The organism is Desemzia sp. FAM 23988, assembly GCF_045528365.1.
Lineage (GTDB): Bacteria > Bacillota > Bacilli > Lactobacillales > Carnobacteriaceae > Desemzia.
Map to the genome: position 1 here is coordinate 90,434 of NZ_JBGQQS010000004.1, position 22,763 is coordinate 113,196.

24 protein-coding genes and 1 other annotated feature are annotated in these 22,763 nt (G+C 38.3%); of the genes, 14 read left to right on the forward strand and 10 right to left on the reverse strand.

The window, feature by feature from the left end:
• Nucleotides 1-136 precede the first annotated feature (136 nt).
• The gene (locus ACEN4L_RS03825; RefSeq protein ID WP_407096022.1) at nucleotides 137-1,129 is read left to right on the forward strand and encodes an asparaginase; all 993 of its coding nucleotides are present in this window, start codon (nucleotides 137-139) and stop codon (nucleotides 1,127-1,129) included.
• A gap of 415 nt (nucleotides 1,130-1,544) precedes the next feature.
• Here the strand turns inward: ACEN4L_RS03825 and ACEN4L_RS03830 are convergent, their stop codons facing one another.
• The gene (locus ACEN4L_RS03830) at nucleotides 1,545-1,796 is read right to left on the reverse strand and encodes a hypothetical protein (RefSeq protein WP_407096023.1); all 252 of its coding nucleotides are present in this window, start codon (nucleotides 1,794-1,796) and stop codon (nucleotides 1,545-1,547) included.
• Between the two features lie 446 nt (nucleotides 1,797-2,242).
• On the opposite strand from ACEN4L_RS03830, the gene ACEN4L_RS03835 reads away from it, so the two are divergent.
• Together ACEN4L_RS03835 and ACEN4L_RS03840 are read left to right on the forward strand one after the other, a co-directional pair.
• On the forward strand, nucleotides 2,243-2,857 hold the full coding sequence (locus ACEN4L_RS03835) for an acetate uptake transporter (protein WP_407096024.1): 615 nt from the start codon (nucleotides 2,243-2,245) through the stop codon (nucleotides 2,855-2,857).
• Between the two features lie 187 nt (nucleotides 2,858-3,044).
• Nucleotides 3,045-3,542, forward strand: a complete 498-nt coding sequence (locus ACEN4L_RS03840) for a lipopolysaccharide assembly protein LapA domain-containing protein (protein WP_407096025.1) — start codon at nucleotides 3,045-3,047, stop codon at nucleotides 3,540-3,542.
• A gap of 254 nt (nucleotides 3,543-3,796) precedes the next feature.
• Here the strand turns inward: ACEN4L_RS03840 and ACEN4L_RS03845 are convergent, their stop codons facing one another.
• Nucleotides 3,797-4,438 carry an NADPH-dependent FMN reductase gene (locus ACEN4L_RS03845; RefSeq protein WP_407096026.1) on the reverse strand — a complete coding sequence of 214 codons (642 nt, stop codon included), beginning with the start codon at nucleotides 4,436-4,438 and terminating at the stop codon, nucleotides 3,797-3,799.
• 250 nt (nucleotides 4,439-4,688) lie between these two features.
• Here ACEN4L_RS03845 and ACEN4L_RS03850 point away from each other — a divergent pair, with 250 nt between their 5' ends.
• From ACEN4L_RS03850 to ACEN4L_RS03860, 3 genes are all read left to right on the forward strand, one after another.
• Nucleotides 4,689-5,123, forward strand: a complete 435-nt coding sequence (locus ACEN4L_RS03850) for an RrF2 family transcriptional regulator (RefSeq protein ID WP_407096027.1) — start codon at nucleotides 4,689-4,691, stop codon at nucleotides 5,121-5,123.
• Nucleotides 5,120-6,517 carry a dihydrolipoyl dehydrogenase family protein gene (locus tag ACEN4L_RS03855; RefSeq protein ID WP_407096028.1) on the forward strand — a complete coding sequence of 466 codons (1,398 nt, stop codon included), beginning with the start codon at nucleotides 5,120-5,122 and terminating at the stop codon, nucleotides 6,515-6,517. The genes ACEN4L_RS03850 and ACEN4L_RS03855 overlap by 4 nt, the downstream gene beginning before the upstream one ends.
• A 160-nt stretch (nucleotides 6,518-6,677) precedes the next feature.
• Entirely contained in the window at nucleotides 6,678-7,094 is a 417-nt protein-coding gene (locus ACEN4L_RS03860) for a hypothetical protein (RefSeq protein WP_407096029.1), read from the forward strand.
• Nucleotides 7,095-7,222: 128 nt separating this feature from the next.
• Here ACEN4L_RS03860 and ACEN4L_RS03865 read toward each other — a convergent pair whose 3' ends face one another.
• The 3 genes from ACEN4L_RS03865 to ACEN4L_RS03875 form a co-directional block, all read right to left on the reverse strand.
• Nucleotides 7,223-7,726, reverse strand: coding sequence for a helix-turn-helix domain-containing protein (locus ACEN4L_RS03865; RefSeq protein WP_407096030.1), 504 nt, complete (start codon nucleotides 7,724-7,726; stop codon nucleotides 7,223-7,225).
• Nucleotides 7,727-7,974: 248 nt separating this feature from the next.
• Complete coding sequence (gene celB, locus ACEN4L_RS03870; RefSeq protein ID WP_407096031.1) at nucleotides 7,975-9,246, reverse strand: PTS cellobiose transporter subunit IIC; 1,272 nt, start codon at nucleotides 9,244-9,246, stop codon at nucleotides 7,975-7,977.
• 15 nt (nucleotides 9,247-9,261) lie between these two features.
• Complete coding sequence (locus tag ACEN4L_RS03875) at nucleotides 9,262-10,353, reverse strand: DUF871 domain-containing protein (protein ID WP_407096032.1); 1,092 nt, start codon at nucleotides 10,351-10,353, stop codon at nucleotides 9,262-9,264.
• Nucleotides 10,354-10,540: 187 nt separating this feature from the next.
• Here ACEN4L_RS03875 and ACEN4L_RS03880 point away from each other — a divergent pair, with 187 nt between their 5' ends.
• The 5 genes from ACEN4L_RS03880 (at nucleotide 10,541) to ACEN4L_RS03900 (ending at nucleotide 13,962) form a co-directional block, all read left to right on the forward strand.
• Nucleotides 10,541-11,212: an ATP-binding cassette domain-containing protein gene (locus tag ACEN4L_RS03880; protein ID WP_407096033.1), complete on the forward strand. Its 672-nt coding sequence runs from the start codon at nucleotides 10,541-10,543 to the stop codon at nucleotides 11,210-11,212.
• Complete coding sequence (locus ACEN4L_RS03885) at nucleotides 11,196-11,954, forward strand: ABC transporter permease (RefSeq protein ID WP_407096034.1); 759 nt, start codon at nucleotides 11,196-11,198, stop codon at nucleotides 11,952-11,954. Before ACEN4L_RS03880 ends, ACEN4L_RS03885 begins: the two co-directional genes overlap by 17 nt.
• A 257-nt stretch (nucleotides 11,955-12,211) precedes the next feature.
• Entirely contained in the window at nucleotides 12,212-12,412 is a 201-nt protein-coding gene (locus tag ACEN4L_RS03890) for a cold-shock protein (RefSeq protein ID WP_407096035.1), read from the forward strand.
• A gap of 208 nt (nucleotides 12,413-12,620) precedes the next feature.
• A complete protein-coding gene (locus ACEN4L_RS03895) occupies nucleotides 12,621-13,673 on the forward strand; it encodes an SDR family oxidoreductase (protein ID WP_407096036.1) in 1,053 nt (350 codons plus the stop codon).
• A 73-nt stretch (nucleotides 13,674-13,746) separates the two neighbouring features.
• Nucleotides 13,747-13,962 (forward strand): glycine zipper family protein, encoded by a 216-nt coding sequence (locus tag ACEN4L_RS03900; RefSeq protein ID WP_407096037.1) that lies wholly within the window; start codon nucleotides 13,747-13,749, stop codon nucleotides 13,960-13,962.
• Nucleotides 13,963-14,432: 470 nt separating this feature from the next.
• On the opposite strand, the gene ACEN4L_RS03905 is transcribed toward ACEN4L_RS03900, so the two are convergent.
• From ACEN4L_RS03905 to ACEN4L_RS03915, 3 genes are all read right to left on the reverse strand, one after another.
• Entirely contained in the window at nucleotides 14,433-14,873 is a 441-nt protein-coding gene (locus tag ACEN4L_RS03905) for a VOC family protein (protein ID WP_407096038.1), read from the reverse strand.
• 77 nt (nucleotides 14,874-14,950) lie between these two features.
• Nucleotides 14,951-16,324, reverse strand: a complete 1,374-nt coding sequence (gene argH / locus ACEN4L_RS03910) for an argininosuccinate lyase (protein WP_407096039.1) — start codon at nucleotides 16,322-16,324, stop codon at nucleotides 14,951-14,953.
• Complete coding sequence (locus ACEN4L_RS03915; protein ID WP_407096040.1) at nucleotides 16,321-17,532, reverse strand: argininosuccinate synthase; 1,212 nt, start codon at nucleotides 17,530-17,532, stop codon at nucleotides 16,321-16,323. Before ACEN4L_RS03915 ends, argH begins: the two co-directional genes overlap by 4 nt.
• 397 nt (nucleotides 17,533-17,929) lie before the next feature.
• Nucleotides 17,930-18,156: a binding site (T-box leader), on the forward strand.
• 63 nt (nucleotides 18,157-18,219) lie between these two features.
• On the opposite strand from ACEN4L_RS03915, the gene ACEN4L_RS03920 reads away from it, so the two are divergent.
• Genes ACEN4L_RS03920 through ACEN4L_RS03930 form a run of 3 tightly spaced genes read left to right on the forward strand, consistent with a single transcriptional unit; the run spans nucleotide 18,220 to nucleotide 20,467 of the window.
• The gene (locus ACEN4L_RS03920) at nucleotides 18,220-18,870 is read left to right on the forward strand and encodes an amino acid ABC transporter permease (protein WP_407096041.1); all 651 of its coding nucleotides are present in this window, start codon (nucleotides 18,220-18,222) and stop codon (nucleotides 18,868-18,870) included.
• Entirely contained in the window at nucleotides 18,863-19,585 is a 723-nt protein-coding gene (locus ACEN4L_RS03925) for an amino acid ABC transporter ATP-binding protein (protein ID WP_407096042.1), read from the forward strand. Before ACEN4L_RS03920 ends, ACEN4L_RS03925 begins: the two co-directional genes overlap by 8 nt.
• 36 nt (nucleotides 19,586-19,621) lie before the next feature.
• Nucleotides 19,622-20,467 carry a transporter substrate-binding domain-containing protein gene (locus ACEN4L_RS03930; protein ID WP_407096043.1) on the forward strand — a complete coding sequence of 282 codons (846 nt, stop codon included), beginning with the start codon at nucleotides 19,622-19,624 and terminating at the stop codon, nucleotides 20,465-20,467.
• Between the two features lie 65 nt (nucleotides 20,468-20,532).
• Here the strand turns inward: ACEN4L_RS03930 and ACEN4L_RS03935 are convergent, their stop codons facing one another.
• Both ACEN4L_RS03935 and ACEN4L_RS03940 read right to left on the reverse strand, forming a co-directional pair.
• Nucleotides 20,533-21,231, reverse strand: coding sequence for a VIT1/CCC1 transporter family protein (locus ACEN4L_RS03935; RefSeq protein WP_407096044.1), 699 nt, complete (start codon nucleotides 21,229-21,231; stop codon nucleotides 20,533-20,535).
• 207 nt (nucleotides 21,232-21,438) lie between these two features.
• Nucleotides 21,439-22,755, reverse strand: coding sequence for a PTS sugar transporter subunit IIC (locus ACEN4L_RS03940; protein WP_407096045.1), 1,317 nt, complete (start codon nucleotides 22,753-22,755; stop codon nucleotides 21,439-21,441).
• Nucleotides 22,756-22,763: the final 8 nt, after the last annotated feature.

Genomic DNA, 22,763 nt, shown 5'->3' on the forward strand with positions numbered 1-22,763 from the left:
GATACTAGCTCACGTTTAGTATACAAAAAATAAAAGATGGGAACCAAAAAAGCACCTCACATGTTCCTCAGTAAGTTGATTCTTATAAAAAACTTAGTTTACAACTTTAAACAACTAAAAAATAAGGAGTATGATTATGAAACGTATTTTAATGATTGGAACAGGCGGAACGATTGCTTCTGCGGCAACACCAGACGGCTTAGATCCTCAAATGTCCTCAGCAGATATCTTGCACTACATACCCAGCATCTCTAAACTGTGCGAGATCGATACGTTGGAAGTCTGCAACATCGACAGCACCAATATATCTCCTGACATTTGGACCCTTTTGACGGAGACCATTTGTGAACATTATGACCAGTATGATGGCTTCGTTATAACCCATGGTACGGATACAATGGCTTATACGGCGGCGGCATTGTCCTATATGATCCAAAATTCTCCCAAGCCCATTGTGATCACCGGTTCTCAAAAGCCGATCAATATGGAAATCAGTGATTCGAAAACGAACCTATACGATAGTTTCTTGTACGCTTCATCTGACAAAGCCAGCGGAATACAAATCGTATTCAACGGCAAAGTCATTTTAGGGACACGCGCGCGAAAAACGCATTCTAAAAGTTTCAATGCTTTTTCCAGCATCAACTACCCTTATATTGCGATTATCCAGGACAGCCATTTGATCCAGTTTATTGAACAACCAAAAATGGAGCAACCTATCTTCTACCCCTCCATTAACGCGAAAGTCGGTTTGTACAAATTGACCCCAGGCGCTGAAGCTGAAGTATTGGATTTTATGTTGTCCAAAAAAGACGCCATCATTATTGAAAGTTACGGCGTCGGAGGAATCCCTTCATTGCCGGAATACGGCTTTTATGACGTCATCAAAAAATGGACTAAACTTGGGAAAGTCATCGTCATGACAACTCAAGTTCCAAATGAAGGCAGTGACATGGAAGTCTACAAAGTAGGCCACAAGTTAAAAAATAAAGTCAGTGTGCTAGAAGCTTACGACATGACCACAGAAGCTGTTGTCTGCAAACTCATGTGGGCCTTAGGCAGGGAATCCAGTCCAGAAAAAATCAAAGATTTATTCTATACGACGATTGCTAATGACATCCTTTATTAAGAAAGTGAAACAGAGCAGCAAGGACTATTTTTGGTTACTACCTTTCTAACTAAGTCCACATGACGATCAGAAGCATTCTACCTACCTTATCGTTAAGCAAATAAACTCGATATGGTTGTTAAGAGCTTCCTATATGCCTTATCGAGAATTAATTTCCAACGATATGGTCGTTAAGGACTACCCTTTTAGTTCCAACAAAAAGAAGCTGAGAAAAATCAAGCAACTGCTTTACACCATTTTGAGGTCACTCTTATAAATTCTATGTACCAACTGACGTTTGTAGTTTAAGTCTACTAATTACCAATAGAGGTTGCTTAGCATGAAAATTTTAGCCGCACTAGATTCGTTTAAAAGATTATTTACCAATAAAGAAGCCAAGTCTATTGTGCAGCATGTTTGGGAGCGGTACTATCCTCTATTTTTTAGTTTTCAGTACTGCATTCATTGAAGACACTAAATAAGTATCGCCGTTTTCAAACGTAATTTGCAGCTGTTCGCCTTCGTAATCTGTCCAGCTTTTGATTTTTCCTTCTATGATGTCACCATTGGGTAAAGAAACTATAGCGTAATCAAAAGTGTATGTCGTGTCGAAAATCTCTTTGTTTCCGCAACCAGCTAATATGCCGCCTAAAATAGTTAGAACTAATAATTGCTTCATTTTTTTCATTGTATATTCTCCTCTTCGCTATTTGACTGAATTTCGTTTTTTTTTTTCTAAAATCGAATGTAATCATTTCAAATGCTGTTAACGTGAAGAACATAAAAACTAATAAACCAGAAAAATGACTAGTTAAAGATAGTTCACCCGAGTATAAAAATTGATTTGGGAAATAGAATTTATTTGCACCTAGAATAACAATGCCAATACAGCCTAGGTAAAAAGAGATAGGCTTTTTTCTCACTATTTAACCGCTCCTTCGTTCATGTTTTTGTAGTTCAAACTTAATTTATTTCAGTAAAAATGATTCCTTGCTTCATTATAAATCAATTCATTCTGATTGTATCTCACTATTTTTAACGCGGTATAAATTATGCTATTGACTTCCCTCCCTGAAGCCAGCTATAATTCAACCTGTTGTGTTTAAAAATATAGGTACATAGGAGAATATGATTTTGGAAAAAGAAAAATTGGGATCATTTAAAGAAATTACTGCCAACCCTGCACCACTAGGTTTAATGGGCTTTGGTATGACAACGATCTTATTGAATATCCACAATGCTGGATTCTTCGAAATGAACGCTATGATTTTTGCAATGGGAATTTTTTACGGTGGATTAGCACAAGTTATTGCAGGAATCATGGAATTTAAGAAAAACAATACATTTGGAACTACAGCGTTTACATCTTATGGTTTCTTCTGGTTATCATTGGCGGCCTTGAACATTCTTCCAATGATGGGATACGGTCAAGCAGCTGATTCATTGTCTATGGCAGCTTACTTATTCATGTGGGGAGTTTTCACTTTGTTTATGTTCATTGCTACATTGCGCATCAACAAAGCTCTACAAGTCGTTTTTGGGACATTGACGCTACTTTTCTTCTTGCTAGCTATCGGAAACTTCACAGGTTCTACTTTGATTTTAACGATTGCTGGATACGAAGGTATCCTTTGCGGTTTCTCAGCTATCTACGCTGCAATGGCACAAGTAATCAATGAAGTATATGGTAAAACTGTTCTTCCAATTGGTGAAGTTCAAGTTTCACAAGCAATTCCTGTAAGTGAATAATCAAAAGTCTCTACATCTAAACGGTGTAGAGGCTTTTTTTCTGTATTAAATGAGTTTTTACAAGTCCTTTCATTAGCAGAGCTTTTATTTTCCTATTTCGTCTCAAAGTCTTATACTTAACGTGTAAAGCAATGCTTTTCCTTTCAGCCAACTGTTGATTGTAGGAAGATGCAGAGGTGGAAGAATAATGATTGTACTAGCCATTATATTGCTCATTTTAGTCGGGGTTGTTGCTTTTTTGAATATGGGAATGGTTCCGCTAGACCTTTACTTTATCTCTTTCCAAATACCTTTCTGGCTGCTGGTAGCGGGATTAGTTCTCATTGGAATGGCAATAGCTGGATTGTTCGCAGCTTCTAAAGGCGCACGCAACCGTCAAATGCTGAAAAATAAAAAAGAAGAACTGGAACACGCTGAGACTTCAAAAGATGAAGCTGTTGATAGAGTTAGAAAAGAATCAGAAGCTCAACTAGAAATTCAAATAAAAGAAGCAGAAATACAAAAATTGAATGAACGGTTAACTACTTTAGAAAGAAATCAATCGAATACAGAAAAGCCTCCTTCTCAAACAGTAAGCCAAGGCAATTCAGCTAACGCTCAAAAAGTTGAACCGGATAATGTTGATGTTGTTCGTGTAGAAGAATATCAAGTGGATCCTTCTAAGAAGAAAAAATCGACACGCTGAAAATACCGAGTAAAATTAAAAATAAGAAAAAGCCGAGCTGTCATCAGAAATCAATCTGATGACAGCTCGGCTTTCGTTACCAAGTGACTAAACGCCTGGGCATCTTTACATAGGTTTGCGCTCGCACTTTAGACGAGCTGCGCAGAGCAGCTTACATGTCTATAAGCCGAATTCGACCTGTTAGGAAAAGCACCTAACTGGTCGAATCCTTCTTATAGCCAGTAAGCTAAACGCTCTACTCCGCTCTCTTGTTATTATCTAATTGTATTAAAAGCTTTTGTCCATAACAATAAGTCATCGAACATACCTGCAGCGTTTACTTCGTTGTGAGCTGCTGGTTTGAAGACACTCATGTTTTCAAAGTCAGTGATCAATGAGAAATTCGTTGTGGTGCGTACAGTTGCTACGCGTTGTTCAGCTAAGATTACACGGATATTTTCGTGAGCACGAGCTCCACCTAAACTACCGTATCCAACTAATGCTGCTGCTTTGTTGTTTACTTCTGGGTTTAAGTAGTCTAAAGCATTTTTCATTGCGCCGCCTAATGCGTGGTTGTATTCTGGAGTGATGAATACATATCCATCGAATGAAGCCATTTTTTCAGACCAAGCTTTGATTGCAGCACCTGCAGTTTCTGCACGATCTTCAGAAAGTTTTGCTCCCAATAACGGTAAATCATAATCCGCTAAAGAAACTAATTCATATTCTACACCTTCGTCGTTTCTGTTTTTAGCAAAATCTAAAATCCATTGTGATACTGCTGCTGCGTTGTTTCCTTCACGTACACTACCTGAAATAATACCGATTTTCATAATTTTTGTCTCCTTAATTTCTGTTTGATTTTGGTTCCCGAATAAAGAATTTTTCACTCGAGTTAAAAAGCTTTCTTGCGCCAATGTGTTTCCTCCCATTTGTGTAACGAATTGTGGGAAACCCACCAACCCTTTACTTACTTTTTGTCGACTTACTTACATTATTACACGACATAATAATAAATGCAAGTAGAAATTTACTATTTCGAGATATTTATTTTCAAACTATCCATTGGGCTGATATAAATCCTATTTCTTTATCTTTTTCACTTTCTGCTTTATTGTATAAGTAACTTAAAAAGTTACAAATTAAATCGAAATGCGGTGAATTCAATTGAGTGAATTTGTGATTGCTGTTCATAGCTTAGTTTTTTTAGGCCATAAGCAAGAAAGCCTAACCAGTGATCAGTTAGCAGAAAATGTCTGTACCAACCCTGTACGCGTGCGTCGCGTGATGGCAAAATGCAAACAAGCCAATTTAGTGGATACTAAACGAGTAGTCAGCGGAGGTTATTTTCTAAAAGGAAGCTTAGAAAACATTACTTTAAAAGATGTCTATCAAGCTATCAATGTCCCTCTTATCCAGCAGAATTGGCAATCTGGAGATTCAGAAGCAAGTTGTTTAGTGTCTTCAGGAATGTCTGATGTGATGGAAGAAATATATGTGGAACTGAACCAAGCAGCTGTAGCCCAGTTAAGTCACATTACTTTGAAACAAATGGAAGCAAAATTACAGCATTTAAATACGGAGAGGAAGATTGCAAAATGAACAACTATCAAACAGATGTCGCGATTATTGGCTTTGGAAAAGCAGGGAAAACATTAGCAGGTGCCTTAGCTAAAAAAGGAAAAACAGCGATTGTCATTGAGAAGTCTCCAAAAATGTATGGTGGAACATGCATCAATGTAGGCTGTTTACCTACTAAATCACTGACAAATAGTGCTAAAACCATCAGTCAATTAACGGAATTTGGTATTGAGCGAACACCAGAACTCAATAATCAATACTACCAAAAAGCGCTTCATTATAAGGACGATATGGTCAGCAAATTAAATCAAAAAAACTACCACAAAATTGCGGACTTGGATAACGTGACGGTCTTGGATGGATTTGCTGCTTTTAAAGATGAACACACTTTATCCGTGGATACAGGAGAAGAAATCGTTCAAGTAACCGCTGAAAACATCATTATCAATACGGGTTCAGTTGCCAACATACCTGATATAGATGGCATTTCAGGAAACAGTCGTGTGTATACCAGCGAAAGTATTTTAGATTTGGAACAACTGCCTCAGCGCTTAGCGATTATCGGTTCAGGCTACATCGGATTGGAATACGCTTCTTACTTTAATGGTTTCGGTTCAGCCGTCACGATTTTTGAAGCTAAGGACACTTTCCTTGGCCGCGAAGATGAAGACGTAGCACAATCTGTTTTGGAACGCATGAAAGAAACTGGAATTCAATTTGAATTTGAAGCGGCTACTTCTCAAATAAAAGAAACAGCATCCGGCGTAACCGTTGCTTATAGTCAAAATGAGGGAGAAAATGAAGCCAAATTTGACGCTGTTTTATTGGCAACGGGCAGAAAACCAAATACGGAGCATTTGGGAACTGAAAAAGCTGGCGTTGCTCTAGGAGAAAAAGGTGAAGTCAAAGTAAACGCCAATTTACAAACAACTATCGAGCACATTTGGGCAGTTGGAGATGTAAAAGGTGGTCCTCAGTTTACTTATATTTCATTGGATGATTACCGTATTGTGTTGCCGCAACTACTTGGCGAAGCTGCAGAATATTCATTAGATTCTCGTCCTGTATTTCCAAACGCAACTTTCATCGATCCACCATTAGCTTCTGTAGGCATGAACGAAAAAGCGGCTAAAAAAGCTGGATTAGCTTATGAAGTAGCGAAAATGCCAACTGCTAATGTACCGAAAGCTCAAGTACTTCGGGAAACAGCCGGCTTTATGAAGGTATTGGTTGATTCTGAAACTAAATCCATCATTGGCGCTACTTTATTCAGTGCCGAATCGCATGAAATGATCAATTTGTTGGCATTGGCGATTAATGAAAAAATCCCTTACACGACGTTAAGAGATACCATTTATACGCACCCGATTATGACCGAGGCGTTGAATGATTTATTGGGCATGATCGAGGATTAATACGAAAAGCCGCCATCCTCTTTTAGCAGAAAAGAGGATGGCGGCTTTTTTATTTTGGATTGAAATTAAGGGCAGTCTACGAATTTTCTAATGAACTTCCAAAAACATTGCAGTATGGTAAAGTTAAAGATATAAATTGAGATACAAAGGAGATTAACAGATGACTTTTTCATTTAAAGGTTTGGATCACATCCAAATTACTGCACCATTAGGTTCAGAGACAGAGACTAGAAGATTTTTCACAGAAATTTTGGGGTGCAAGGAAATGGAAAAACCTGAAACACTCAGCCATTTCGAAAGTTTATGGTTTGATATTGGTAAACACATTCTGCATGTCGGATTAGACGAAGACTTCCGCGCAGAAAAAAGAGGCCATCCTGCATTTGAGATAAATAATATTGCTGGATTGATGGACCGTCTGAAAGAATACAACGTTTCTTTTGAAGAAGATTATAACCTTCCTGGTGCTCGCCGCTTCTATACGTATGCATTCTTTGGCCATCGAATGGAATTTTTGGAATGGCAAGACAAACCTGAAGCAATGATGACCGATGCAGAAAAATCGGGTACAGAATAAGCACAATTCAACTAATCCCTGAAGTAACTAAAAGTACTAAAAAAGAAGTCAGAGAAACTGTTTATTGTTTCCGACTTCTTTTTTTATTGTGGGTAGAAAATATGGCGTAACAAAAAAAGCTGTCTGGACTATCTCACCACAAATAACATGTACAGCACTATACTAACAATGGCTGTTGCCAACAAAATGAGGCCGTCCTTAAAAGTAAACGACTTGTCTTTCAATTGATTGATTTTCGCTTGAAAATAAAAAATGGTAATCATATTAAATGTGGCAATCAAGGCCAATAAAAGAAGTACTATAAGTGGTAAATCTCCCAACCACTTTTGACTAACTAAAATAACTAACACACAAGCACTCGTTAATCCAGCAACTTTACTAATTTTCTCAAGCGATTTGAGTTCAGCTTTTTCTTTGATGTCTTCCACAATATCTGATCCCTCCAATAATAAATTGTCTAGGGATAAATCATACAATTTAGCCAAACGAATCAAGCTATCAATATCAGGATAAGTTTTCCCTGTTTCCCAATTAGAAACGGATTTTTGAGAAACAAATATTTTTTCAGCAACTTGTGCCTGAGTTAATAATTGTTCTTTTCTTTTTGCTTTTAGTGTTTGGCTGATTTGCATTTATCCCACTCCTACATTTTATTATCAGATTCATTCCTTCTCTACCCAATATAGTTACTAAACACCAAAAAAGCCATAGAAAGATGTTACTAAACCGATGAAATCAGTGTTTATAAAACAGTGAGCGAATAAATAAAACTACAGCTTCCAAGGCCTAGATAAAAACAGGTCGTGGAAGCTGTAGTTATTTTTGAGCGGATATTTACCTTAGTTACTCCAATAGCTCATTCGGTTTTTTACTGTCTTTCTTAATCGATTAAAGCATCCGCAGTCTCCGTCTCACTTTCTTGTTTCAACTGAGCCTTATCCATGGAACGCACGAACGGATAATAAATCGCAACTGTGACGGCTAACGTAATGATTTGAAGCACAGCTCCACTAATCGCCCCACCTGTAGCTAAATAACCGCTGATGATTGGCGGCATTGTCCACGGCACTGCTATTCCAACCGTCTTAGCTACTAGACCTGTTGCCATCGCAAAATAAGTAATCAATGCTGTAGCTACCGGCGCTAAAATGAAAGGTACCAATAATTTAAAGTTCAACACCACCGGAAATCCAAATAAAATGGGTTCGTTGATGTTAAAGATTCCTGGTGCGATCGATAATTTACCCATGGCTTTATTTTGTTTGCTTTTCGTGAAAGCAAATAAACAAATAGCCAATCCTATCGTTGCTCCCCCGCCGCCCATCCACACAAAATTCATCATGAATTCATTCGTGATAATGTTCGGCAACTCTTCCCCTGCTTGAAAGGCCAAACGGTTCGCATCTGTATTTTGCAACCAAATCGGTTGAATCAGCGGGTTGGTTGTATTCGCTCCATGAATGCCCACAAACCAAAATAACGAGTTGATGGCAACCATAACTAAAGTTCCCCACAACGAACTCCCGATAGCCCCTAGAGGTTTTCCTAAAATAAGCGTCAACACATCATGGATATTTCCACCATTGAGGTCGAGCAGAATGTAAATCGCACCCCAAAAGAGAATGACCATTAGTCCGGGAAGAATCGCTGCAAATGATTTAGCCACTGCAGGCGGAACTCCTTCCGGCATTTTGATGGTCCAATTTTTTTGGACAAAGAAACGGAAAATTTCTGCAGCTGTTAACCCAACCACAATGGCTACAAACAAACCAGTACTGCCTAGATAAGTATAATTCACTCCTGTACCCACATCTGTCGCTAAATCAGGCGACACAATGACAAAAGCAGATAACGCTATAATCCCTGCTGAAACGCCATCAACATCGTAGTACCTCGCTAAACTGTTCGCAATTCCAAATACGGCCACTAAAGCCATCAAGCCAAATGACCCATTCACAATTTTGTTGATCCAATCCGAAATACCTGCTTCAGCCAACATCTCGGGATAGCCTTCAAATGGCAAATTTCCTAATACTAAGAAAATGGACCCGATAATGATAAGCGGCATCCCTAAAACAATCCCATCACGCAACGATTTCAAATGCCGTTGCGCAGCTATTCTGCCCGCAATCGCCTCGATTTTTTCCAACATGTGAATTCCCCCTTTTTATTGAGCTTCAATAAATTTGAAACTTGACCAAGGTTCTAAATAATCCAGCAAGAAAATGGATTCCGGAGTTAATTTGGCAACGATATTTCGTGTTTCATCGTCTTCCATCGATTTCAGCGCGATTTGCGTCTCCCCTTTGTATTGCCCAAAGTTGTTGTTGCAAATCAATACGTCGCCTTTTTTCGTTTCCGCAGTAGCATGGACTGGGAAATCTTCAGCTTTGTATTTTACACGTGTCATAGAAGAACGAATCATGTATTCAGAACGGTCTCCTCTATATTGGTGCACTTCATCTAGAATCACTTTCTTTTCTAAATCCGTCACATCGGGTTCAAACGCAATTTCCAATTCCGCATGCGAATTCATAAAAGCTTCAGACATGGCTTTTAATTCTTCTGGGGAAGCATACCCGTTTCCAATCAGTAAATCATCGATCGTATCCATCAAACGATAGTGATTGACTTGTGTACGGATAGATAAGGAACGGTGTTGTTCTAAGCTGCAGAGCCCTGTCTGTACTGGCCAAGGACCTAATTCTCCTACTTGTGAAGTCACAAAAGCCGCTGTATTCAAGCGGTAAACCGTATATTGTGCAGTCGTTTTTTCAAAATGAGCTTGAGACAATCCTGAATACTTCTGTGGGTAAAAGTTGTGTGAGGCTGTCAGGTTTTCTTTATTTGGCTTGTAGCTCATGATATTGTCAATGTATTTTGTTCCGCTGCTCATGTTCACTTCAATTTGAAGATTAAAAGGATTTTTGGTCATTCGCGCTTCTTCAGCCCCAGTAAAACCTAAATCCAATCGCACAGCCGTAGCTCCTAAATCGCTAAAAAACGTTAGATCATCATAGCTGACATTTAATTGTTCAAATAATCCAGGATTGATATCGACAACCGTTTCCATTCCCAATGAATTTCCATACTCAATGATTTTCTTAAATTTATTGACCACTTCTTCTGTATCTCCAGTTATTTCAAGCAAACTGGTAAAAATACGCTTAAATCCGTATTGATGTACTAAATCTAAATACTCTTTGTCCTTTTCATATGTACTTTTTGCTGGATAGATTGAGACGCCCATTTTCTTCATTGCCATTCCTCCTGAAATGTAATTGTAAGCGATTTAAACTCACGAAATAAGTCTACCTTTTAAAAATAGGAGTGTCAATTTATCATCCACACAAATCCCAATACTTTTTTAGGTGAAAACCTCCCTCTTTTCACCAAATAGTGTTACGATAAACTACATACAATATTGTAAAGGAGATTAAAAAAATATGTCCTTATTGGAAATCAAAAACCTGTCTTTTCAAGCAACAGATAAAAAAATACTCGAAGACATCCAGTTCACTATAGAAGAAGGCGACTTTCTATCGATTACTGGGCCCTCTGGAAGTGGAAAAAGCACGCTTTTAAAGATTATTGCTACTGTCTTGTCTAAAACCAGTGGAGAAATTCTTTACAATGGCCATCCTATTGAATCCTATGAGCCCACAGAATACCGTAAAGAAGTTTCTTATTGTTTCCAATCTCCGGTTTTATTTGGAGAAACGGTCAAAGAGAACTTGGCTTTTCCCTACGTCATTCGTCAAGTGGAGTTTGATGAAGCTAAGGCTGTGGACTATTTAAAAACCGTTGGATTACCTGAAGACTATTTGAACAAACCCATCACTAGTTTATCTGGTGGAGAAAAACAACGGATTGCTCTAATCCGCAACGTTCTCTTCCAACCTAAAATTTTGTTGCTAGATGAAGTCACTAGTGCGTTAGATGATGAAAATCGACAAATCATCTGGAAATGGCTCCATGATATGCGCCAAAAAACCGAGATGACGATTTTAATGATCAGCCACAACGAAGCAGAAGCTGCTCTTGCGGATAAACACATACATATTGTAGCAGGGAAAATGGTTGATAAAGGAGGACGTGTAAATGAATCTGCAAATTAGTCCAGGTACGATTGCATTGAGTTTTGCGCTGGTATTAGTGGGCGTCTTTATTTCTTATAAAGAAAAGTTGGGAACGGCTAAAGAAATTTTGTATAGCATTACGCGTGCAGTCATTCAATTGGTGGCTGTAGGTTACGCTTTAACGTACTTGTTCGGCTTTGACAACCCTATTGTCACTGTCGCGCTGGTTTTGGTTATTGCGTTTAATGCCTCTTGGAACGCTCATAAGCGCAGCAACCATATCCCCAATTCATTCAAAATTTCTATGATCGCCATTTTCTCAACGATTATTTTGACTCTGGTGGTATTAGTATTATCTGGTTCTATAGAATTTATCCCTTCTCAAATTGTCCCTATCGCGGGTATGATTTGCGGAACAGCCATGACGACTATCGGATTGTGCTATCGGAATTTAAATACGTTGTTTCGAGACCAGCGTCAACAAATATTGGAAATGTTATCCTTAGGGGCAACACCAAACCAAGCTTCTCGTTCTATTTTACGTGAGACAATCAAATCAGGGATGCAACCTTCCTTGGATTCAGCTAAAACTATTGGAATCGTCACTCTTCCCGGAATGATGTCCGGTCTGATATTTGCGGGAACGGTACCTACAACTGCTATCATGTATCAAATTATGGTTACCTTTATGATTGTAGCTACAACCAGCTTGTCTTCTTATATTGCATCCTTTTTAGCGTATAAAAGTTTCTTTAATGACAGACAGCAATTTATGTTGTAAGCAATTTCCCAAATAAAACCATTAGGTATCCATCTTTTGATAATTATGTCTTTTTTGTTCACCTCAAAAATAAACATTGAGTCGATAAAGCTTTACTTATCTTAAATAACAGGATATACTAATTCTTGTAGTAGATTTTTTAAACAAATTAATTGGTAGTTTTATTCATTATTATGTCTAAATTCCCTGTTGTTTTTTTAAATGAAATATTGCAAATACAACGTGCTATAAGCACATATAAATGGAGGAATTTAGTTATGAATAAAGGTACAGTTAAATGGTTTAATGCAGATAAAGGTTTTGGTTTCATCGAACGTGAAGGCGAAGAAGATTTATTCGCACACTTCTCAGCAATCCAAACAGACGGTTTCAAAACATTAGAAGAAGGCGAAACAGTTTCTTTTGATATTGAAGAAGGTAACCGTGGATTACAAGCAGTAAACATCGTTAAAGGTTAATTCTAAAAAAACTAAACCTAACCTCCAAAAATCGGCTAGCTGATTTTTGGAGGTTTTTCGTTGTCTAAAACATTATTTTTGCATTCTCGTTACCCGCTTCATTATGATAAGAGATAAGGATAGAATTCTTCAGGTACTTCATTGCTATTTGGAAGAAATTCGTTTGTTGTCACTGATTGATCGTGGACTTAAATGAGGAGGAATAATGATGTCATCAGACAAAATGGAAAGCAAAATGCCTTCAAATAATCTAAAATTGAATTTGAAAAAAGTAGCAGATCAAGTTATTGTCATCACCGGAGCATCAAGCGGAATTGGGTTGGTAACGGCAAGAATGGCCGCTGCTAAAGGAGCAAAAGTAGTTGCTGCAGCACGAAATGAAGAGGCTTTAAAAAAACTTGTAGATGAGTTGACTGCCAAAGGTCAAACTGCCATCTATGTCACTGCTGACGTTTCAAAAGAAGAAGATGTTGATCGAATTGCGGAGAAAGCCATTGAAGAGTTTGACCATTTTGATACTTGGGTAAATAACGCAGGTGTAGCCATTTATGGCCACGGTACAGAAATCAGTATTCCGGATATGAAGCAAATGTTCGAAACCGACTTTTGGGGTACCGTTTACGGCTCTAGAGCAGCCGCTAAACATTTTAAAGACACCAGAACACCAAGTGCTATCATCAATGTGGGCTCCGTATTTGGGGATAAGTCTTCCGTGATGCAGTCTATTTATGCAACTTCTAAATTTGCTGTGCACGGTTGGACCGACAGTATCCGCATGGTGTTCGAAAAAGAACACTTGCCTATTTCGGTTACATTGATTCATCCCTATAAAACCGACACGCCTTATACAGAACATGCTCATAGTTATATACCGAATCAACCTTCTCATTTAGGAATCGTTTATCCGCCAGAAGCTGTGGCCGAAGCGATTTTATTTGCAGCTCAAAAACCTAAAAGAGATATGTATGTTGGTGGGATGTCGAAACTCACTGCTGTATTAAATGATTTTTTCCCTCGCTTTACGGATCGATTTGTTGAAGAAGTCGTGTATCCATCTCAATATAGAGACCGCCCTTCTAAACCACAAGACGAAAGCAGCTTATACAAAGCAGGCTATGGACTCCATGAACGAGGAACCAATAAAGGCTGGATTCGTAAAAGAAGTTATTACGTAAAAGCTCAAAAGCATCCTGTATTAACAACCGTGGCTATTACGAGTATTGCGGTATTAGGGTTAAAATTATTCAAATGCAAAAAGTAACACTTCACAACTAATCAAATAACGTTTTTTTGTCTCCAAATTGATGAAAAGCCCACACAAAGGAGTTTTCAAAATGGAAGAAAAGCCTAATCGGTCTTCGTCTAATTCTACTGGAATAGGTATGTCTCTTGGTGTTTCTTTTGGAGTAGTATTTGGAATACTGTTTGATAATTTAGGTGTAGGTATAGCTATAGGAATCGCTCTTGGTGCTGCATTTGGAGCGGCAATGGGTTCCAAATCAGATAAACATAGTAAATCTGGAGATGAATCTGAAAATCAAGACGAGTAATGCAAGCATCGATTTTCTAGTTCCAACCCAATTTCCATCTAGCAACAGCAATATAAGACCACCCCTTTCGCCCTACTTCTGCGGCAATAAGGAGTGGTCTTGTTTTTAGAAAGTACCATACCTCTCTATTGGAAAGCACTTTATGGTACTTGAAAACCTTCTTAGTACCATATCTCTCTGTTTGAAAGCTCTTTATGGTACTTGAAAACCTTCTTAGTACCATATCTCTCTGTTCAAAAGCTCTTTATGGTACTTGAAAACCTTCTTAGTACCATACCTCTCTATTCAAAAGCTCTTTATGGTATTTGAAAACCTTCTCACTACCGTATCTCTCTGTTCGAAAGCTCTTTACGGTACTTGAAAACCTTTTCAGTACCCTCTCTCTGTTTGAAAGAAAAGTGATAAAACGTTAAAAAAGCTAGAGCACAGTACTGAGCTGTCCTAGCTTTTTTAAGTTAATTTACTTTTATTTAATTAACGTCTTCTGCATCAAGAGTCGATACTTGCCATTGAATACCAAATTTATCAAATAGATTCCCATACAACGGACTCCAAAAAGTTTCTTGCAACTCCATCTCAATCTTGCCATCCACTTTTAATTTGTCGAAAACGGCTCGTGTTTCTTCAGGGTCCTCATAAATTAAAGTCAATGACACATTAGTGCCTACAGTATACGGGGTTCCCGGAAAATTATCCGAAAACATGATATAAGACTCATTGGGCAACTGAATCGTCGCATTCATAATCAATTCTTTTGCGGCATCAGGGATAGGAGGTTCATCTGGATTGATCGGCATCTCTTTAAACTTAGTGCTGTCCAACACTTTGGCTTCAAAAACAGCTGCATAAAAACGAATCGCTTCATCCGCATTTCCATTGAAAATAAAATAGGGGTATGAATCTTTTAACATATCCTTACCTTCTCTCCTTTTGATAACTTTCGCTTCCAGTTTAGAGCTAAGATGTTGGTTAAGCAAATAATTCGTACCTAAATTAATCCCTTTTTTGCTTGTTCAATTTGATAGCGAATTTGTTCAAATCCAGTTCCGCCAACTGAATTGCGTCTCGCTACTGCAGCCCGGGAATCCAATAGCGGATAGACATCTTCCATGATTTCAGGTGCAATGGCTTGGTAATCTACCAACGAAACATCTTGCAAATAAATGCCTTTTTTCAAGCAGTCCAGGACCAATTTGCCGACGATTTCGTGTGCTTCGCGAAACGGAATCCCTTTTGTGCTCAAATAATCCGCTAATTCGGTTGCGTTAGAGAAATCTTTCGTCGTGGCTTCCAGCATGTTATTTTCTCTGACTTCCATGGTTTCCAACATCCCAGCAAAAACGCGCAAACACTCTTTCACCGTCTGGACAGTGTCAAACATGCCTTCTTTATCCTCTTGTAAATCTTTATTGTAAGCTAGCGGCAAGCTTTTCATCGTTGTCAGCAAAGAAACCAGGTTCCCATATACGCGCCCAGTTTTCCCCCGAATCAATTCAGCCATATCCGGATTTTTCTTTTGCGGCATAATCGAGCTGCCGGTTGAATAAGTATCCGATAAAACGACGAATTGGTATTCATGACTCGTCCATAGAATGATTTCTTCACAAAAACGCGACAAGTGCATCATTAATAAACTGCTGTTTGAAAGGAATTCTACAATAAAATCGCGGTCACTGACAGCATCAAGACTATTTGTATAAATATCCGAAAACCCTAATTGTTCTGCAGCATAGTGCCGGTCTATTGGAAAGGTTGTGCCCGCTAAAGCCGCTGCGCCTAGAGGAGACAAGTCGATGCGAGACATGCTTTCTTCGTAGCGCTCATGATCTCGTTTGAACATGTTGAAATACGCCAATAAATGATATGCAAAAGAAATCGGTTGTGCGTGCTGCAAGTGGGTATAGCCGGGTAAAATCGTTTCTACATGTTGGTCCGCTTTCGTTACAACTACCGATTGCAAATGAACCAGTGAATCAATGATTTCGTTCACTGCTTTTTTCAAATACAGATGCATATCCGTCGCTACTTGGTCATTACGACTACGTGCCGTGTGCAGTTTTCCTGCTACTGGTCCAATTTCTTTATGCAAAAGCATTTCGATGTTTAAATGGATATCCTCATTCTCAACTGAAAACACCAATTCGTGGTCTCGGTATTTTGTCAGCAGGCTCTCTAAACCACGAGTAATCTCTTTAGCCTCATCAGCCGTTAAAATCCCTGTTTTAGCCAGCATGTTTACATGGGCTAAACTTCCCCGGATATCTTCTTCCGCTAGAATTTGGTCCACCTCAATTGAAGCGCCAAATTCATCGATCCATTTTACATTTTCGCCTTCAAAACGGCCTCCCCATAACTTTTTCATACCTTTTTCACCAACACCGGGTGATTGACTTCAGCATGGGTTTTCGTTGGCAAGCCCCACAACTTGATAAATCCAACGGCTGCTTCTTGGTCAAAGGCGTCTTCAGCTGTATAAGTAGCCAGCTTTTCGTTGTACAACGAATTAGGCGATTTTCTTCCTTCAACGATTGCGTGGCCTTTGAACAATCTGACACGCACTGTTCCGTTTACGTATTGTTGTGTCGATTTCAAAAAGGCTATCAAACTTTCTGTTAACGGGTTATACCACAAACCGTTGTACAACATCTCAGCCAATTTTTGTTCAATCAGTGGTTTAAAATGAGCAATATCTTTTACAAAGTTTAAATCTTCCAATTCTTTATGAGCTGTCATCAACGTCAATGCACCAGGTGCTTCGTAGACTTCACGAGATTTGATTCCTACCAGTCTGTTTTCGATATGGTCGATGCGCCCGATGCCGTGTTTTCCGGCAACTTTGTTTATTTTTTCAATGAGTTCTGCTAATGAATAAGGGACTCCATCAATCGCTGCTGGCACTCCGGCTTCAAACTCAATCTCAATCGTATCTGCCGTATCCGGTGTATAGTCTAAACTAGTCGTCAATTCATAAGCTGCTTCTGGCGGTGTAGCCCACGGGTCTTCTAAAATACCACACTCATTACTTCTTCCCCAGAGATTTTGGTCAATAGAGAACGGATTATCCAAATCGATTGGAACCGGAATATTGTGTTGAACAGCGTAGTCAATTTCTTCTTCACGCGACCATTTCCAGTCACGAACCGGAGAAAGAACCGTTAATTCTGGCGCTAAAGAGTTGATAGCCACTTCAAAACGCACTTGGTCATTCCCTTTTCCCGTACATCCGTGAGCAACAGCGATCGCATCTTCTTGCAAGGCAACTTCTACCAGCTTTTTAGCAATTAACGGACGCGATAAAGCCGAAATCAAAGGGTATTTGCCTTCATAAAGCGTATGGGCTTGTAAAGCAACCAGAGCAAAATCTTTTGCAAATTCTTCTTTAGCGTCAATCGTGTAAGAAGCCGCTGCTCCCATTTTAAGGGCCTTTTCTTTTATGAATGCTAAATCTTTTCCTTCACCTACATCCAGACAACAAGCCACCACATCATAACCTTTATCCACTAACCATTTAATTGCAACTGACGTATCCAAACCTCCTGAATAAGCAAGAACGACTTTCCCTTTTTTCATATCAACACTCCTTTGATTTTTTAAACTTGTTACGCATCTTAATATGCCGAAAGATTAAAATCAAGTAATAATTTTTCTTCAAAAATTAGAAAACGCCTCTCTGTATTATGAAAATGCTGAAATATCGCCTTTTGTCATTTATAAATTAAATTGAATTTTTATTAATTTTATAGAATATTTTATTTAAATTAGTTTTTTGCAATAAAAGAGTTGCATTTCTAAAATAAAGGTGTAATATAAGCTTTAACATTTAAAACGAACAAGATACATCAGCTAAAAATTATATATCACTCATTTTTTATTTGTATAAAAAATATTTTAAATGTATAGACGAGTCGTTTAAAACTATTCAACAACATTAGAAAATAGTGAGCAAAATCGTTTGTAACTAAATATCCTAAAATCTATGATAGAGAGAGTAGACTTGAATTTTTCTCCCAGCGAGTCGGGACAGAGTGTAAGCCCGTCAGAAAATTTCTTGTTGAAGCGCACTTTATCCGATGAAGAGGTGAACTTAAAGTAGCTTCTTCCGCATTTCAGGCGTTATTATAATGAGGTGGATGTGCCTGAGCGCACGTCAACTAGAGTGGTACCGCGGATTAAATTACTTAACCCGTCTCTTGCGTTATACGCAAGAGACGGGTTTTTTTGTATCTAAAAATAAAGTTGAAAAGGAGTTCTGTACTCATGACTGTCGAATCTTTACTCACTTATTTGCCCCTTTATTTTAAAGGAGCTGGTTATACCCTAGCTTTATCTTTCTTTTCGATTATCATCGGTGTGGTGCTGGGTTCATTGTTGGCTATTGTAAAAATGTCCAACAACCCATTTTTGAATAAACCTGCATCGGCCTACATCCAACTGGTAAGAGGAACACCCATGCTGGTGCAACTGTTCATTATCTATTATGGATTGTATGTGATCAATATTGATCTTCCTGATTTTATGTCAGGCGTGATTACTATAGCACTCAACTCAGCTGCCTACATTGCTGAAATCATCCGTGCCGGAATACAAGCCGTTGATAAAGGACAAATGGAAGCTGCACGATCTATTGGAATGAGCTACAAAACAGCTATGCAGAAAATTATTTACCCGCAAGCCTTAAAAAACATTTTGCCTACATTAGGAAACGAATTTGTGACATTGATTAAAGAGTCTTCTATCATTTCCGTAGTTGGAATGAACGACTTAATGTACAACGCTCAAGTGGTAGCCGGTGCTACCTTCTCACCTTTTCTTCCTTATGTGATCGTGGCTGTGTTTTATTTCTTTATGACAACTGGCGCTTCCAAGATAGTTAATACATATGAAAAGAGGTTACAACTAAGTGATTAAAACAATTGAACTCATAAAATCCTATGACAATAAAGAAGTTTTGAAAGGCATTACTGAAGAAATCCATGATGGTGAAGTAGTTGTTGTGATCGGTCCATCCGGTTCTGGGAAAAGCACTTTCTTACGTTGTTTGAATATGTTGGAAGAACCGACTTCTGGACAAATCATTTTCGAAAACCAAACAATCAATCAGAAAGGAGTCAACATTGATGCTATCCGTACTAAATTAGGGATGGTCTTTCAAAATTTCAACTTGTTTCCCCATTTGACTATCATGGAGAATATTACGATTGGTCCGACTCAAATCCAAAGAAAGAACATACAAGAGGCTACACAAATTGCAGAAGACCTGCTTAACAGTATGGGATTATCAGATAAAGCAGCTGCTTACCCAAGCTCGCTCTCTGGTGGACAAAAACAGCGGATTGCTATCGCCAGATCTTTAGCGATGCAACCAGATATGATGTTATTTGATGAACCTACTTCGGCTTTAGACCCAGAAATGGTCGGTGAAGTCTTACAAGTCATGAAAAATTTGGCCAATAGCGGGATGACGATGGTTATTGTCACTCATGAAATGAATTTCGCTCGTGAAGTTGGAGATCGAGTCATTTTTATGGATGAAGGAAAAATCATTGAACAAGGAACACCTGATGAACTATTTGATGATCCAAAACAAGAACGCACAAAAGCTTTCTTATCAAAAATATTGTAAAAAATAAGTCTTAACAGACAACAGGGGGAAGAAAAAATGAAAAAGAATTGGGTAAAAGCTTTATTAGGGATTATGAGTATTTTGGCATTAACAGCTTGCGGCGATAGTGAAGCGGCTGAGACAGGCACGGGAGATACTGCTGCTACAGCTCCTACTACCGTTGCTGATATACAGGAAAAAGGTGAATTAGTTGTGGTCACTTCTGCAGACTACCCTCCTTATGAATGGCATTTAGTAAAAGACGGCAAGGATAAAATAGTTGGATTTGATATCGATATTGCTCAAAAAATTGCAGATGAACTGGAGGTGGAGCTGGTCATCAATGATATGGACTTTAACGGTTTAATTCCTGCCGTTTCTACAGGGAAAGCCGATTTAGTTATTGCTGGTATGAATCCTACTCCTGAAAGAGCTGAAAATGTTGATTTTACAGATGTATATGTCACTACACAAGATGTCGTTTTAATCAAAAAAGAAGATCAAGATAAATTCAATTCCCCAGAATCACTGAAAGACATGAAATGGGCAACACAAAAAGCTACTATCCAAGAAGATTTCTTAAAAGAAAGCTACCCAGATTCTTATTTGCAATCCGTTGGGAAATGGGGGGCAGCCATTCTTTCTTTAACTACTGGTAAAGTAGACGGTATCTTAATGGTAGAAACTGTTGCAAATCAATACGCTAAATCAAACGAAGATTTGGCTGTAGCCGAAATTGATTTGGGCAGCGAACCAAACCAAGCCGCAATAGCGGTTCAAAAAGGCAGCGACGATTTACTTACTACAGTAAATGATATTTTAAAAGGAATGCAGGCAGACGGTACTATTGATGAACTGATCGAAAAAAATACGCAACTGATGGAAGATAACAACGCTAACTAATCGATCTTTATTTAAAAAGGTATGGCCTCTCAGAAAAGAGACACCATACCTTTTTTGTATTTCATTTATTGTCCCAATAAAAAGCCTACTAAGTAAGCGAATAGAGCAGCAAAACCGCCGATAATCAGCATCTCTAAACCTGATTTAATCCAATTGGAGTGCGTTACCCGAGATTTTAATGCTCCTAAAATAAATAATGTCAAACCCGTCAATCCTGAAGCCAGCAAAAAGGAATAACTGATCACGCCTGGAATAAATTGGCTAAAAACATATGCTAACAACGGTACTAACCCAAAAGTAAAAAAGGAAGTAAAGGTTACTAAAGCATTTTTTATCGGACTGCCTTCTTCTTTCTCAACTTCTGTACAAAACAATTTTTCTTTAACAGAATCATCGTATTGGTTCATGATGGTACTCACAGTCGCTGCATCTGCTTGAGTTAAACCGATATTTTGATAGTGTTCAGCAAGAGACTGTTCAGCATTTTTTTGCTGCTTTATTTGGTTACGATGTTCTTCGTACTCTTTTTCTGACTTGCTGGATAGGAAATCTCCCGTTGCCATTGAGAAACCATCTGCTAGCAAATTTGAAAAACCAAGAATAATAATCACTCGCAAATCCAACGCTCCTCCGACAACACCCGCTACAACCGCAAACGTAGTAATGATACCGTCTAACCCGCCATAGACCATACTTTTTACATACGAACCTTGATTGCCAGACTTTTTGGACTTATTTCGCACTTTTCTTCTATATAATGTCATTTTTTACTCCTCCTAATTCTATTCAGTCGATCACAGTATTAGAATACTTTGTTTTAAAAGTTTTCCATGTTGTATATCGACATTCCTTTTGATAAGTTTTTTATTATATCTATAATATACAAAAAACTGACCCTATTAACAGCAACTTTATCTGCTATTTATGGGGTCAGTTTATATTATTCTATATCATCCGCTTCTAACAAGTTTTTAAATAGAATCTGTGTAAGCTTCTTCTACAGATTGTCCTTTTTCTAAAGCATAAGCTTTTTGATCCTCCATGCGGAAGAATGGGAAATAGATAGCAGTTGAAATACCAATTTCAACTACTTGCCATAAAGCTCCGCGCCAACCTGAAACAAGAAATCCTGAAAAAATCGGTGGCGTTGTCCATGGTACATTAACTCCATTTGTCGGAGGCACCAATCCTGTTGTCATAACGATATAAGATAAGATCGTAAGAATTACGGGCGTTATAATGAATGGAATGATAAATACTGGGTTTAATACAATTGGCAATCCAAATATTAATGGTTCATTGATATTAAAGATAGACGGGCCGATCGCTAATTTTCCTAAAGTTTTAAATTGTTGCGACTTAGCTGCAAACAAACATAACAGAGCAAGCCCAACAGTAGCTCCAGCACCACCCATTTTAATAAAATTGCTATAAAATTGATAAGTTACAATATTCGGTAAATCTAAATTAGCTTGGAAAGCTGCTAGATTTTCAGCCATTGTAGATAACCAAATCGGCTGCATAACTCCACCTACGATGTTAGGCCCATGAAGACCAAAAGAAAATAAGATTGTTTCAAGGATAATAACTAGAACAGTTGCCGGCAAGCTTGTACCTATCGTAGTTAACGGCGTTTGAATGATTTGGAAGATGAAGGTTTGAGCTGTTTCATAACCGGTTGAACCAAAGCCCATACGGATCAGCATAAAAATCAAGATAATGAACAACCCAGGAATCAATGCATCAAATGAACGTGCTACATTGCTGGGAACTGATTCAGGCAAAGTGATTTTCCACCCTCTGCGCAAGACGAAAGCCATGATTTCAACCGCTAATATCGCTGCCAGCATCCCTAAGAAAAGTCCACTTGCACTAAAGTTAGCCATTGGAAGAAATGCAGAAGTTGCTTCATTGACTTCAAATGACGAAATGGGTGTTAAAATCAAAAAACCAATCAGAGCCCAAAGAACAGCTCCTAAATCATCTATTCCATTACTTTTAGCTAATGAACGAGATAGCCCAATAATAACGAATAATGTCATAATGTTCATTGTTACATCATACGGCACATTGAAAAATGTTGCCCAATTGTTTCCAAACAGGTTTGCCATCATATCCGCATATCCTGGAATAGGCAAATTGGCAAATAATAAAAATAACGATCCTAAAATCAAGAGAGACATAGCTCCCATAAAGCCATCACGTATTGCTGCTAAGTATTTGTTCTCATTTAACTTTAACGCTATTGGACCTAACTTATTCTGTAAACCTTCAAAGAATTTATCCATATGTGAAA